This window comes from Marinomonas sp. FW-1 (assembly GCF_005222245.1).
GTDB classification, from domain to species: domain Bacteria; phylum Pseudomonadota; class Gammaproteobacteria; order Pseudomonadales; family Marinomonadaceae; genus Marinomonas; species Marinomonas alcarazii.
The window spans coordinates 3733357-3748734 of sequence record NZ_CP025987.1 but is presented as its reverse complement, the minus strand read 5'-3'; the positions used below and the strand labels follow the sequence as shown (position 1 = coordinate 3748734).

The window sequence follows — 15378 nt, the reverse complement described above, 5'->3', positions numbered from 1 at the left end:
TGGCCCGATTCAGATATACTGGATCTAACTCACCAGCAAGTACTTCGAGTAATCGAAGAGTTGGTAAAAATAAGAGAGTGATTCACTCTCTGCTAATCCAGGAGAAAACCAGTGGCATTAGGTCTAGAAGACAAAAAAGCCATTGTCGCCGAAGTTAGCGAAGTTGCTAAAACTGCATTGTCTGCAGTAGTTGCTGATTCTCGCGGTGTTACCGTGGGTAATATGACAGCACTACGTAAAGAAGCGCGTGAAGCAGGTGTTTATGTACGTGTAGTACGTAATACATTGGCTCGCCGTGCAGTTGAAGGTACTGACTTCGAGTGTCTAACTGAGAGCTTTGTTGGTCCTACGTTAATTGCTTTTTCTAACGAACACCCGGGTGCGGCTGCTCGTTTGTTGAAAGCTTTTGCTAAAACTAACACTAAGTTTGAAGTGAAGGCGTTGGCGTTCAACGGTGAGTTGATCCCAGCTGGCGACATTGATCGTTTGGCAACACTGCCTACATACGAAGAAGCGATTGCGAAACTGATGAGTGTTATTCAGGGCGCAACAAGCAAGTTTGTACGTACTCTTGCAGCGGTTCGCGATCAAAAAGAGCAAGAAGCGGCTTAATACGGTTTACCGTGTCCCTTCTTGATAAATATTTTGTTTTATTACCTTCGGGTAATTATAAAGAATGCTAGGAATCTGAGTCATGGCTCTAACTAAAGAAGATATCATCAATGCAGTAGCAGAAATGTCTGTGATGGACGTTGTTGAACTAATTTCTGCAATGGAAGAAAAATTCGGCGTATCTGCAGCTGCTGCTGTAGCTGCAGGTCCTGCTGCTGAAGCTGGCGCTGCTGCTGAAGAACAAACTGAATTTGACGTTGTTCTTACTGCTGCTGGCGATAAGAAAGTAAACGTAATCAAAGCTGTACGTGCAGCGACTGGCCTAGGCTTGAAAGAAGCTAAAGCTATCGTTGACGGCGCTCCAATGACTGTTAAAGAAGGCGCTTCTAAAGATGACGCTGCCGCTCTTAAAGCAGCTCTTGAAGAAGCTGGTGCATCTGTCGAAATCAAGTAATGATACTTGTATTTCCAGATTTCGGCCAATAGTCGAAATGGCTGGTGACATTATTGTCACCGGCCTTTTTGGGTTTCTAAAACTCAAATAAAACCTTAGAAGAATTTTCAAATGGGAGATAATGCTCCCATATATGGTAAGGCCTGATTTGGGCCTTTTGCGTCAATGTGCACAAGCTGGGGAATGCTGATGGCTTACTCATACACTGAGAAAAAACGTATCCGTAAGGATTTCGGTAAACTGCCGCCCGTTTTGGATGTGCCATACTTGCTGGCAATTCAGCTTGAATCCTACCGTAATTTTCTGCAAGAAGGTAAAAGCCTTGCGGAGCGTGGGGAATTAGGTCTGCATGGGGCCTTTAAATCTGTCTTTCCAATGGTCAGCTTTTCCGGCAATGCGGCGCTAGAATACGTCGATTACCGTTTAGGCAAACCAGTCTTTGATGTTAAAGAGTGTCAGTTGCGTGGTGTTACTTACGCGGCACCTTTACGTGTTCGTGTGCGACTTATCATTTACGATAAAGAGTCATCGAATAAAGCAATCAAAGACATTCGCGAGCAAGAAGTCTACATGGGTGAAATTCCACTCATGACAGACAATGGTACCTTTGTAATTAACGGGACAGAGCGTGTTATCGTCTCTCAATTACACCGTTCTCCTGGTGTGTTTTTTGATCACGATCGTGGCAAAACTCACTCTTCAGGTAAATTACTGCATTCTGCTCGAGTTATTCCTTACCGTGGTTCTTGGTTGGACTTCGAGTTTGATCCAAAGGATTGCGTATTTGTTCGTATCGACCGTCGTCGTAAGCTGCCAGCAACGATTTTGCTGCGTGCTTTGGGTTATGGTACAGAACAAATTTTAGATACTTTCTTTGAAACGACACGTTTCTATTTGAAGCGCGATGGTTTTGAGATGGATCTAGTTGCTAATCGCCTACGTGGTGATACAGCGCTATTTAATATTGCTGATGCGAATGGCGAACTTATCGTTGAAGAAGGTCGTCGTATTACCGCTAAGCATATTCGTGTAATGGAAAAAGCAGGTCTAGAGCGTCTATCTGTGCCGCTTGAATACATGCTTGGTAAAGTGACTGCTAAGAATTTGGTTCACCCTTCAACGGGCGAATTGATTGCGGAAGCAAACACTGAGTTGTCTGTTGATTTGTTAGAGGCGCTAGTTGCTTCAGGCATCACTGAAGTGGATACGCTTTACACGAATGATCTGGACCATGGTCCATTTATTTCTGACACACTTCGTATTGATCCGACCAGCAACCAGTTGGAAGCATTGGTTGAGATCTACCGCATGATGCGTCCTGGCGAGCCACCAACCAAAGAATCAGCAGAAGGCTTGTTCCAAGGTTTGTTCTTCTCAGAAGATCGTTATGACTTGTCTGGTGTTGGTCGAATGAAATTCAACCGCCGCTTGGGTCGTGAAGAAGATACAGGTGCTGGCGTTCTTGATCATGATGACATTGTTGATGTTCTAAAAACTTTGCTTGATATCCGTAACGGTAACGGCATGGTTGATGATATCGATCACTTGGGTAACCGTCGAGTTCGTTCTGTTGGTGAAATGGCCGAGAACCAATTCCGTGTTGGCCTTGTTCGTGTAGAACGAGCTGTAAAAGAACGTTTGTCAATGGCGGAAGCCGATGGCCTTATGCCACAAGATCTTTTGAATGCGAAGCCTGTTGCTGCCGCAATCAAAGAGTTCTTTGGCTCAAGCCAATTGTCTCAGTTCATGGACCAAAACAACCCGCTATCTGAAGTAACGCATAAGCGTCGTGTTTCAGCGTTAGGGCCTGGTGGTCTTACTCGTGAGCGTGCAGGCTTTGAAGTACGTGACGTACACGCTACTCACTATGGCCGTGTTTGTCCTATCGAAACGCCTGAGGGACCAAACATCGGTTTGATCAACTCGCTATCTACTTACGCGCGTACTAACAGCTACGGCTTCTTAGAAACGCCATATCGTAAGATTATCGATGGCAAGATGACTGATGAAACAGTTTATATCTCTGCTATTGATGAAGCGAAATATGTTATTGCCCAGGCGTCAGCAAACGTTGATGCGGAAGGCCGTTTGGTTGATGAGTTGGTTCAGGTGCGTCATATGCACGAAACCACTTTGATTCCAAAAGAAAAAGTAAACCTAATGGACGTGTCACCTCGTCAGGTTGTTTCTGTTGCGGCATCTTTGATCCCGTTCCTAGAGCACGATGACGCTAACCGTGCATTGATGGGTTCCAACATGCAACGTCAAGCGGTACCTACGCTTAAGGCTGATAAGCCTGTAGTTGGTACTGGTATGGAAAAAAATGTAGCAAAAGACTCTGGTGTTTGTATCGTTGCGAATCGTGGCGGTGTGATTGAGTCTGTTGATGCAAGCCGTATCGTTGTACGTGTGAATTCAGAAGAGACTATTGCTGGTGAAGCGGGTGTGGATATCTACAACCTGACTAAATACGTACGTTCTAACCAGAACACATGTATTAACCAGCGTACATTGGTAATGAAAGGTGAGAGAGTTGCTTCTGGCGACATTATGGCCGATGGCCCTTCTGTTGATATGGGTGATTTGGCGCTTGGCCAAAACATGCGTATTGCTTTCATGCCTTGGAATGGTTTCAACTTCGAAGACTCGATTTTGGTTTCAGAGCGTGTTGTAGAGGAAGATCGATTTACTTCTATCCACATTCAAGAGTTAACGTGTGTTGCACGTGATACTAAGCTTGGGCCTGAAGAGATCACTGCCGATATCCCTAACGTGGGTGAAGGTGCACTTTCTAAGTTGGATCAATCCGGTATCGTTTATATCGGTGCAGAAGTTGAGCCGGGCGATATTCTAGTTGGTAAAGTGACACCAAAAGGTGAAACACAACTTACGCCTGAAGAGAAACTTTTGCGCGCTATTTTCGGTGAGAAAGCGTCTGACGTAAAAGATACGTCTCAACGTGTTAAAACTGGCACACGCGGTACTGTTATCGATGTGCAAGTGTTCACTCGTGATGGTATCGAAAAAGATGACCGTGCTAAGTTCATCGAGAAATCGCAGCTTGATCAAGTTCGTAAAGACTTGAACGAAGAGTTCCGTATTGTTGAGAAGGCAACGTTTGAACGTCTAGCTGAGGCCTTAATTGGTCAGCAAGCAGAAGGCGGTCCGGGCCTAGCTCGTAATGCGATTATTACGGAAGAATACTTGGCAAATCTGGATCACCCAGAATGGTTCAAGATTCGTGTTGCTAATGAAGAAGCCAGTGAGCAGCTTGAGAAAGCGCAAGCGGCTTTGATTGAGCGCCGTAAAGAGCTTGATGCGAAATTTGAAGATAAGAAACGTAAGTTACAAACAGGTGATGATCTAGCGCCTGGCGTTCTTAAAATCGTTAAGGTTTATGTTGCCATCAAACGTCGTATCCAGCCAGGTGATAAAATGGCCGGTCGTCATGGTAACAAGGGTGTAATTTCTAAAATTATGCCAGTTGAAGACATGCCGTACGATGAAAACGGTGATCCAGTTGATATCGTATTGAACCCGCTAGGTGTTCCTTCGCGTATGAACGTTGGTCAGGTTTTGGAGACTCACTTAGGTGCAGCATCTAAAGGCTTGGGTCGTAAGATCAACGAAATGCTTGTTGCAGAGCGTGAGAAAGCTGAAGCGGTTGCAGAACTGCGTAGCTTCCTTGATGAAATCTACAACGGCTACGAAGGCGACTTGCGTTGTGCTCGTACAGAAGATCTAGACAGCTTTACAGACGAAGAAATTTTAACCTTGGCATCCAACCTAACGGGTGGTGTTCCAATGGCGTCTGGTGCCTTTGATGGTGCGAAAGAAGCTGAGATCAAACGTATGTTGCGCCTAGCTGGAATCAACGAAAGCGGTCAAGTTAAATTGTTTAACGGCCGTACTGGTGATGCTTTTGAACGTCCTGTAACCGTTGGTTACATGTACATGCTTAAGTTGAACCACTTGGTTGATGACAAAATGCACGCACGTTCTACCGGCTCGTACAGCTTGGTTACTCAGCAGCCGCTGGGTGGTAAAGCTCAGTTCGGTGGTCAGCGTTTCGGGGAGATGGAGGTATGGGCACTAGAAGCATACGGTGCTGCTTACACACTTCAAGAAATGTTGACTGTGAAGTCCGATGACGTGAATGGCCGTACTAAGATGTATAAAAACATCGTAGACGGTGACCACCGTATGGAACCTGGCATGCCTGAGTCCTTCAACGTGTTGGTGAAAGAGATTCGTTCTCTTGGTATCGATATCGAGCTGGAAAACGAATAAGCACGAATCACATTTGACCTGCTGGGGAGCAAGACTCCCCGGCCTTACGAGTGGGGCGAATATCCATGAAAGACTTATTAGGTCTTCTAAAATCACAGGGACAATCTGACGAGTTTGATGCGATCCGCATTGGCTTGGCATCACCAGATATGATTCGTTCATGGTCTTATGGTGAAGTTAAAAAGCCAGAGACCATCAACTACCGTACGTTCAAACCAGAACGTGACGGTTTGTTCTGTGCAAAAATCTTTGGTCCTATCAAGGACTACGAATGCTTGTGTGGTAAATACAAGCGTTTGAAACACCGCGGTGTTATCTGTGAGAAGTGTGGCGTTGAAGTGGCTCTGTCTAAAGTGCGCCGTGAACGCATGGGTCACATTGAGCTTGCATCGCCTGTTGCTCATATTTGGTTCTTGAAATCTCTACCATCACGTATCGGTCTTATCATGGATATGACACTGCGTGATATTGAGCGTGTTTTGTATTTTGAATCTTTCATCGTGATTGATCCAGGTATGACGACGCTTGAAAAGGGACAGTTGCTAAATGACGAGCAGTATTTTGAAGCGCTAGAAGAATTCGGTGACGAGTTTGATGCCCGCATGGGCGCGGAAGCGGTTCAGATGTTGCTTCGCGATTTAGACATGCCTGTAGAAATTAACAGCATGCGTGAAGAGCTAAACAGCACGAATTCTGAAACTCGTATTAAGAAGCTTTCTAAGCGTCTTAAGCTTGTTGAGGCATTCTATCATTCTGGCAACAACCCAGAGTGGATGGTGCTAGATGTGTTGCCAGTTCTTCCGCCAGATCTTCGTCCATTGGTGCCTCTTGAAGGTGGCCGTTTTGCGACGTCTGATTTGAACGACCTTTACCGTCGTGTGATTAACCGTAACAACCGTCTGAAACGACTGCTAGAGCTGTCTGCTCCAGATATCATCGTACGCAACGAAAAGCGTATGTTGCAAGAATCTGTTGATGCTTTGCTTGATAATGGCCGTCGTGGTCGCGCTATTACGGGTTCTAACAAGCGTCCTCTGAAATCTTTGGCTGACATGATCAAAGGTAAGCAGGGTCGTTTCCGTCAGAACTTGCTAGGTAAGCGTGTTGACTATTCTGGTCGTTCTGTAATCACAGTAGGTCCATCACTGCGTCTACATCAGTGTGGTCTGCCTAAGAAAATGGCACTTGAGCTATTCAAGCCATTCATTTTCTCTAAGCTTGAACTTCGTGGCATGGCGACGACGATCAAAGCTGCTAAGAAAATGGTTGAGCGTGAAACGCCTGAAGTGTGGGATATCCTTGATGAGGTTATCCGCGAACATCCTGTGATGTTGAACCGTGCACCAACACTTCACCGTTTGGGTATCCAAGCGTTTGAGCCAATGTTGATCGAAGGTAAAGCGATTCAGTTGCACCCATTAGTGTGTGCGGCATACAACGCCGACTTCGACGGTGACCAAATGGCGGTTCACGTTCCGTTGACGATTGAAGCTCAGCTTGAAGCTCGTGCTTTGATGATGTCTACGAACAACATCCTATCGCCTGCAAATGGTGAGCCTATCATCGTTCCTTCTCAGGACGTTGTATTGGGTCTGTACTACATGACTCGTGAGAAAATTAATGCCAAGGGTGAAGGCATGGCATTTTCTGACATCAAAGAAGTACACCGTGCGTATGGCGCTAAACAAGTTGAATTGCATGCGAAAGTAAAAGTGCGTATTAGCCAAGTTGATACGACGCTTGAAGGCGAAAAGGTCCCTTCTACTTTTATTGCAGACACAACCGTTGGTCGCGCTTTGTTGTTTGATATTGTTCCTGATGGCCTACCGTTCTCAGTGGTTAACCAAACCATGAAGAAGAAGGCGATCTCTAACTTGATCAACGAGTGTTACCGTAAAGTAGGCTTGAAAGAGAGCTGTATCTTTGCTGACCAATTGATGTACACAGGTTTTGCTTATGCAACTGCGTCTGGTTCTTCTGTTGGTGTTGATGACTTTGTTATCCCACCAGAGAAAGCCGCGATCATTGCGAAAGCGGAAGCGGAAGTTAAAGAAATCGAATACCAATACGCTGATGGTCTTGTAACCCAAGGCGAGAAGTACAACAAAGTAATCGATTTATGGTCTCGTACTAACGAAACTGTTACTGAAGCCATGATGAAAAACTTGGCAAAAGAGATGACAATCAATAAAGCGGGCGAAGAGGTTGAACAGCAATCTTTTAACTCGGTTTACATGATGGCTGACTCTGGTGCCCGTGGTAGTGTGGCTCAGATGCGTCAGTTGGGTGGTATGCGTGGTCTGATGGCGAAACCAGATGGTTCCATCATCGAGACACCGATCACTGCGAACTTCCGTGAAGGTCTATCAGTACTTCAGTACTTTACCTCTACACACGGTGCTCGTAAGGGTCTAGCCGATACGGCATTGAAAACAGCAAACTCTGGTTACTTGACTCGTCGTCTAGTAGACGTAGCGCAGGATTTGGTTATCACTGAAGTGGATTGTGGTTCTACAAATGGTATTTCCGTTGCGGCCATGATTGAAGGTGGTGACGTGGTTGTACCTCTTGGTCATCGTGTATTGGGTCGTGTTGTAGCTCAAGATGTGATTGATGCGAAAGGCAATCAAGTTCTAGCAGCGGGTACTTTGATCGATGAGCACGATGTTCGTACTATCGAAGCCGCTGGTGTGGATGAGATGATTATTCGCTCTGTTATCACTTGTAATACGCGTCATGGTGTATGTGCTAAGTGTTACGGACGTGATCTTGCTCGTGGTCATCAGGTTAATATTGGTGAAGCCATTGGTGTTGTGGCAGCGCAATCTATCGGTGAGCCAGGTACACAGTTAACAATGCGTACTTTCCACATCGGTGGTGCAGCATCTCGAGCATCGGCAATTGACAGTGTTCAGGTGAAGAGTGCAGGTACGGTACGTTTCAATAAGATGAAGAGTATCGAGCGCCACACTGGACATCTAGTTGTTGCATCGCGTTCTTCTGAGTTGGCAATTGCTGATGAAGCGGGTCGTGAGAAAGAACGTTATAAGCTTCCTTACGGTGCTGTATTGAGCGTGCGTGAAGGTGATCAGGTTACGGCAGGTCAAATCGTTGCTAACTGGGATCCACATACACACCCAATCGTATCGGAAATGGAAGGTCGCCTTGAATTTAGTGGTATGGAAGAGAACGTTACTATTCGTCGCCAATCTGACGAAATGACGGGTCTTACTACTATTGAGGTTATGGAAATTCGTGATCGTCCAGCGGCAGGTAAAGACCTTCGTCCGATGATTTCTGTTGTTGATGCAGAGGGTAACCCTGTGTTGATTCCAGGTACCGAATCGCCAGTACAGTATATGCTTCCTGAGAAAGCTTTGTTGAGCTTGGATCATGGTGCAACTGTGAAATCTGGTGAGGTTCTTGCGCGTATCCCACAAGAATCTATTGGTAACAAAGATATTACCGGTGGTTTGCCACGAGTGGCTGACCTATTTGAAGCGCGTCGCCCGAAAGATCCAGCTGTTATGGCTGAAACTAGCGGTGTGGTTAGCTTTGGTAAAGAGACAAAAGGTAAGATCCGTCTGGTTATCACACCACAAAATGGTGATGATCCAGTTGAGACTTTGATTCCTAAATGGCGTCAGATCAACATCTTTGATGGTGAAGAAGTGGCTAAAGGCGAGATTATCGCCGATGGTCCTTTAAGCCCTCATGACATTTTGCGTCTTCAAGGTGTAGAGGCTTTGGCTGATTACATCACTAACGAAGTGCAAGAAGTTTACCGCTTACAAGGCGTTGTGATTAACGATAAGCATATCGAAGTTATCGTTAACCAAATGTTGCGTAAAGTAGAGGTTGGTGAGTCTGGTGATACAGATCTTATCCAAGGTGATCAGGTTGAGTATACTCAACTTCTAGATGCTAACGAAAAAGCGGAAGCAGAAGGTAAATTCCCTGCTAAGTTTGAGCGTGTGCTACTAGGTATCACGAAGGCTTCCTTGGCTACTGAGTCCTTTATATCAGCAGCATCTTTCCAAGAGACTACTCGAGTTCTTACGGAAGGTGCGGTAACTGGTAAAAAAGATCACTTGCGTGGCTTGAAGGAAAACGTTGTTGTAGGTCGCTTGATACCAGCTGGTACAGGTTTGGCATACCACAATGAACGTAAGCGTAAGAAAGAGCTTGCGTTAGCAGCAAAAGAAGGAAGTTCTTCAGTAAGTGCCTCAGATGTTGAAGAAGCATTGAGTGCAGCACTGAAAGACTAGTTATTTGCTGTAAAATCGCGAGGGAGGTGATTTTTTAGTCGCCTCCCTATTGACTGTTTTATAGGCGCAAATTAAACTTGCGCCTCCTTAATTTTGGCGATTTCCGCCATAAGAATTGGATTTGTGGAGCTTGTCTAATGGCAACCGTTAACCAGTTGGTTCGTAAACCACGTAAACGTAAAGTGGCAAAGAGTGACGTTCCTGCGTTACAAGCTTGTCCGCAACGCCGCGGTGTCTGCACTCGCGTATATACTACTACACCTAAAAAGCCTAACTCGGCTTTGCGTAAAGTATGTCGTGTTCGCTTGACTAACGGCTTCGAAGTTACTTCCTACATCGGTGGTGAAGGTCACAACCTGCAAGAACACAGCGTAGTGCTGATTCGCGGCGGTCGTGTAAAAGACCTTCCAGGTGTTCGTTACCACACAGTACGTGGTAGCTTGGATACTTCAGGCGTACAAAATCGTAAGCAAGGCCGTTCTAAGTACGGTACTAAACGTCCTAAGTAAGCTAACGCTACTTAATTCATCGTTTAGACATAATTTTTTAATACAGTAAGGCCGAGCGATAATTATATTGTCTCGGACGAACCTGAAGAGGATATAGATATGCCTAGAAGACGCGTCGTCGCTAAGCGTGAGATCCTTCCGGATCCTAAACACGGAAGCCAACTTCTTGCGAAATTCATTAACCACGTAATGGTTAGTGGTAAAAAATCTGTAGCAGAAAGCATTGTTTACAATGCGCTAAACACTGTAGCAGCGCGTGCTAAAACTGAAGAGCCAATGGCTATCTTTGAAAAAGCACTAGAATCAATCCAACCAATGGTTGAGGTTAAATCTCGCCGTGTTGGTGGTGCGACTTACCAAGTACCTGTTGAAGTTCGTCCAGCTCGCCGCGCAGCACTATCTATGCGTTGGTTGGTTGATGCTTCTCGTAAGCGTGGTGAAAAATCCATGGCTTTGCGTCTAGCAGGTGAAATTCTAGATGCTGCTGAAAATAAAGGTTCTGCTGTTAAGAAACGTGAAGACGTTCATCGCATGGCAGAAGCTAACAAAGCATTCTCTCACTACCGTTTCTAATCATCCGGAGAAGGATACACAGTGGCACGTAAAACACCTATCAACCGCTACCGTAACATCGGTATTTGTGCGCATGTTGATGCAGGTAAGACAACGACAACTGAGCGCGTTCTTTTCTATACTGGTCTGTCTCACAAAATAGGGGAGGTGCACGATGGTGCTGCCACTATGGATTGGATGGAGCAAGAGCAAGAGCGTGGTATTACCATCACTTCAGCAGCGACAACATGCTTCTGGAGTGGGATGAATAAACAGTTTGACGAGCATCGTGTCAATATTATTGATACGCCTGGACACGTAGATTTTACTATTGAAGTAGAGCGTTCTCTGCGTGTTCTGGATGGTGCCGTTGTTGTGCTTTGTGGTTCTTCGGGTGTGCAGCCTCAGACTGAAACAGTTTGGCGTCAAGCAAATAAATATGAAGTTCCTCGTATGGTGTTCGTCAATAAGATGGACCGTACAGGGGCGGATTACTTTTCTGTTGTACGTCAGCTGAAAACGCGACTAGGTGCTAATGCTGTGCCGATTCAAATCAATGTTGGCGCTGAAGAAGATTTCAGAGGCGTAGTAGACTTGGTTTTGATGAAAGTCATAATGTGGAATGAAGAAGATCAAGGTATGACATTCTCTTTGGAGGATATTCCTGCTGATCTACTTGATGACGCATTAGAGTGGCGTGAACTAATGGTTGAGGCGGCCGCTGAAGCGAGTGAGGAGTTGATGGACAAGTACCTTGAAGAAGGTGAGTTGTCTATTGAGGATATAAAAAGCGGTCTGCGAGCCCGTACGCTTTCAAATGAAATAGTTTTGGTGACGTGTGGTTCTGCCTTTAAAAATAAAGGTGTGCAGGCTGTTTTGGATGCTGTTGTTGAATATTTACCTTCACCGCTTGAAGTTAAAGCGATAGAGGGTACGCTTGAAGATGGTGAGACTGTTGTGACACGAACAGCTGATGATGAGGCTAAGTTCTCTTCGTTGGCGTTTAAGATAGCGACAGACCCATTTGTAGGTACCTTGACGTTCATTCGTGTGTATTCTGGTGTGTTGCGTTCAGGTGATGCCGTTTATAATTCTGTTAAGCAGAAGCGTGAACGTGTTGGTCGAATGGTTCAGATGCACGCTAACAATCGCGAAGAGATCAAAGAAGTCTTGGCGGGTGATATTGCCGCCATCGTGGGTATGAAGTATGTAACCACGGGAGATACGCTTTGCGATATGAATGATGTTGTTGTGCTGGAGCGTATGGAGTTTCCAGAGCCTGTTATATCTGTTGCAGTGGAGCCTAAGTCTCAAGCTGATCAGGATAAAATGGCTGTTGCGCTGGGTAAATTGGCGCAAGAAGATCCATCTTTTCGAGTGGAGACGCATGAAGAGACGGGTCAAACAATTATTTCCGGTATGGGTGAGTTACACCTTGATATTCTTGTTGACCGTATGCGTCGCGAGTTTAAGGTGGAGGCAAACATTGGTAAGCCTCAAGTGTCCTACCGGGAGAAAATTCGCAAAGAAGTGGTGGTTAATCACAAATTTGTGCGTCAATCCGGTGGTCGTGGTCAATACGGTCACGTCGTAATGAAGTTAATCCCTACTGATAAAGATGGGCTTGAGTTTGTTAACGAGATTGTTGGTGGTGCTATTCCTAAAGAATACATCCCTGCGGTAGAAAAGGGCATTTCAGAGCAAATGAAGAATGGTGTGATCGGCGGCTTCCCTTTGTTGGGGCTGAAGGTTGTGTTGTTTGATGGTTCATTCCATGATGTTGACTCTAATGAAATGGCCTTTAAAATTGCAGCTTCTCAGGGATTAAGAAAAGGGGCAGTTGATGCTGATCCTTGTATTCTTGAACCTGTAATGAAAGTGGAAGTTGTGACTCCTGAGGAGTACATGGGTGACGTGATGGGAGACTTGAATCGTCGTCGTGGACTTGTTCAGGGGATGGACGATTCCCCGTCAGGGAAAATTATTCGTGCTGAAGTTCCTCTTGGGGAGATGTTCGGATATGCAACTGACGTGCGTAGCTTGTCGCAAGGGCGTGCAAGTTATGCGATGGAGTTTGAGAAATACGCTGAAGCACCGGCTAGTGTGGCAGACGCGATCATCAAAAATGAAGATTAATCATCATACTTACTAATTCTTAAGGTGTATGTATCATGGCAAAGAGTAAATTTGAACGTAGTAAACCGCACGTTAACGTTGGCACAATCGGTCACGTTGACCATGGTAAAACAACTTTAACTGCAGCATTGACTCGTGTATGTGCAGAAGTATTTGGCGGTACTGCCGTTGCTTTTGACGGTATCGATAACGCTCCTGAAGAGCGTGAGCGTGGTATCACTATCTCTACTTCTCACGTAGAGTATGATTCTCCAACTCGTCACTACGCACACGTAGACTGTCCTGGACACGCCGATTATGTTAAAAACATGATCACTGGTGCTGCTCAAATGGATGGCGCGATCCTTGTTTGTGGTGCAACTGACGGCCCTATGCCTCAGACTCGTGAGCACATCCTTCTTTCTCGTCAAGTAGGTGTACCTTACATCGTAGTTTTCCTAAACAAAGCTGACTTGTTGGCTGAAGACTGTGGCGGTGCGGATTCTGAAGAATACGCAGAAATGCTAGAGTTGGTTGAAATGGAATTGCGTGACCTTCTTTCTGAATACGACTTCCCAGGTGATGATACTCCAATCATCCCAGGTTCTGCTTTGATGGCATTGAACGGCGAAGACGACAACGAAATGGGTACTACAGCTGTTAAGAAGCTTGTAGAGACTCTTGATGCCTACATTCCTGAGCCAGAGCGTGCTATCGATGGTGCATTCTTGATGCCTATCGAGGACGTATTCTCTATCCAAGGTCGTGGTACGGTTGTTACTGGTCGTGTTGAGCGCGGTATCATCAAAATCCAGGAAGAAGTTGAGATCGTTGGTATCGTTGATACTACTAAAACAACTTGTACTGGTGTAGAGATGTTCCGTAAGCTTCTAGACGAAGGTCGTGCTGGTGAGAACTGTGGTATCCTTCTACGTGGTACTAAGCGTGAAGACGTACAGCGTGGTCAAGTATTGGCTAAGCCTGGTACTATCACTCCTCACACTGAGTTCGAAGCAGAAGTATATGTTCTAGGTAAAGATGAAGGTGGTCGTCACACTCCATTCTTCAAAGGCTACCGTCCACAGTTCTACTTCCGTACAACTGACGTGACTGGTGCTTGTTCTTTGCCTGAAGGCGTAGAAATGGTTATGCCTGGCGACAATGTTCAAATGACTGTTGAACTAATTCACCCAATCGCGATGGACGAAGGTCTACGTTTCGCGATCCGTGAAGGTGGTCGTACAGTTGGTGCTGGTGTTGTAGCTAAAATCCTTAAGTAATTAGATAGTAATATCTGATTGCTTTTGATTTAGAGAAAGGCCACTCGCATATCGGGTGGCCTTTTTATTTTATGGTTTATTTTGTTTGTTCAGAAATTGGTTACTTGACAACCAGTTTTTGAATGGCTAATATTCGCCGTCCTTAAAAAAGGATTGTGGCTTAATAAATGTACAGTTAAGTCATTACAACATTGTATTTGGAGTTGGAAATGCAAAGCCAAAAAATCCGTATTCGTCTGAAAGCATTTGATCATCGTCTGATTGATGCTTCAACACAAGAAATTGTGGATACAGCGAAACGTACAGGTGCGCAAGTGCGTGGACCGATTCCACTTCCTACTCGCAAAGAGCGTTATACAGTATTGATTTCTCCACACGTAAACAAAGATGCGCGTGATCAGTATGAAATCCGTACACACAAACGTGTTCTAGACATCGTTGAGCCAACTGAGAAAACTGTTGATGCTCTAATGAAGCTAGATCTTGCGGCAGGCGTGGAAGTACAAATTTCTTTGGGTTAATAGCTCAAAGTTTGGGGTGCGAGAACCGACTGGTTATCAGTCGGCTTATGCACATTAGTGGAATGATCTGGAATGGTCAGCCGTAGCGGGTGATAGCCCCATACACAACTGGCAAATGAGGTAAAAAATGGCTATTCAATTAGTCGGACGCAAAGCCGGAATGACACGTATCTTTAATGAAGATGGTGTATCCGTGCCAGTAACCGTCATCGAGGTTGAACCGAACCGCGTTACTCAGGTGAAAACAGCAGAAACTGACGGCTACCAAGCTGTTCAAGTAACTGTAGGTTCTCGCCGTTCGAGCCGCGTTAACAAAGCTGCTGCGGGTCATTATGCAAAAGCGAACGTTGAAGCAGGTCGTGGTTTGTGGGAGTTCCGCCTGGCAGGTGACGAAAAAGAAATCAATGTTGGTGATGAGCTAACTGTTGCTGATTTCGAATCTATCCAAATGGTTGATGTAACTGGTCAATCAAAGGGTAAAGGGTTTCAAGGTGCCATCAAGCGTCATAATTTCCGTACGCAAGATGCTACGCATGGTAACTCATTGTCTCACCGTGCACCTGGCTCCATCGGCCAATGTCAAACACCTGGTCGTGTTTGGAAAGGCAAGAAGATGGCTGGCCATATGGGTGCTGCACAAGTCACTACACAATCACTAGAAGTGGTTCGCGTAGATGCAGAACGTAACCTTATCCTTGTGAAAGGTGCCGTACCTGGTGCAGTAAATGGTGATGTTATTCTTCAATCAGCTGTTAAAGCTCGCTAAGAGGGGTAGAC

General features: G+C 45.5%; 10 protein-coding genes. All 10 read left to right on the top strand.

The genetic code is table 11. The annotated features are described in order from the left end of the window. Nucleotides 1-111 precede the first annotated feature (111 nt). The 10 genes from rplJ (at nt 112) to rplC (ending at nt 15367) form a co-directional block, all read left to right on the top strand. Entirely contained in the window at nt 112-612 is a 501-nt protein-coding gene (rplJ, locus tag C1X04_RS17410) for a 50S ribosomal protein L10 (RefSeq protein ID WP_110577357.1), read from the top strand. 82 nt (nt 613-694) lie between these two features. Further along, entirely contained in the window at nt 695-1066 is a 372-nt protein-coding gene (rplL, locus tag C1X04_RS17405; RefSeq protein WP_110577358.1) for a 50S ribosomal protein L7/L12, read from the top strand. A gap of 189 nt (nt 1067-1255) precedes the next feature. Next, on the top strand, nt 1256-5356 hold the full coding sequence (gene rpoB / locus C1X04_RS17400) for a DNA-directed RNA polymerase subunit beta (protein ID WP_110577359.1): 4101 nt from the start codon (nt 1256-1258) through the stop codon (nt 5354-5356). Between the two features lie 65 nt (nt 5357-5421). Beyond that, nucleotides 5422-9624: a DNA-directed RNA polymerase subunit beta' gene (gene rpoC / locus C1X04_RS17395; protein ID WP_110577360.1), complete on the top strand. Its 4203-nt coding sequence runs from the start codon at nt 5422-5424 to the stop codon at nt 9622-9624. Nucleotides 9625-9761: 137 nt separating this feature from the next. Then, on the top strand, nt 9762-10133 hold the full coding sequence (gene rpsL, locus C1X04_RS17390) for a 30S ribosomal protein S12 (protein WP_013659444.1): 372 nt from the start codon (nt 9762-9764) through the stop codon (nt 10131-10133). A gap of 99 nt (nt 10134-10232) precedes the next feature. Next, nucleotides 10233-10706 carry a 30S ribosomal protein S7 gene (rpsG, locus tag C1X04_RS17385; protein ID WP_110577361.1) on the top strand — a complete coding sequence of 158 codons (474 nt, stop codon included), beginning with the start codon at nt 10233-10235 and terminating at the stop codon, nt 10704-10706. A gap of 21 nt (nt 10707-10727) precedes the next feature. Continuing rightward, nucleotides 10728-12821: an elongation factor G gene (gene fusA, locus C1X04_RS17380; RefSeq protein ID WP_110577362.1), complete on the top strand. Its 2094-nt coding sequence runs from the start codon at nt 10728-10730 to the stop codon at nt 12819-12821. A gap of 35 nt (nt 12822-12856) precedes the next feature. Continuing rightward, nucleotides 12857-14080, top strand: coding sequence for an elongation factor Tu (tuf, locus tag C1X04_RS17375; RefSeq protein ID WP_110577363.1), 1224 nt, complete (start codon nt 12857-12859; stop codon nt 14078-14080). 209 nt (nt 14081-14289) lie between these two features. Next, nucleotides 14290-14601, top strand: coding sequence for a 30S ribosomal protein S10 (gene rpsJ, locus C1X04_RS17370; RefSeq protein WP_012071937.1), 312 nt, complete (start codon nt 14290-14292; stop codon nt 14599-14601). Nucleotides 14602-14728: 127 nt separating this feature from the next. After that, nucleotides 14729-15367 (top strand): 50S ribosomal protein L3, encoded by a 639-nt coding sequence (gene rplC / locus C1X04_RS17365; protein WP_110577364.1) that lies wholly within the window; start codon nt 14729-14731, stop codon nt 15365-15367. Nucleotides 15368-15378: the final 11 nt, after the last annotated feature.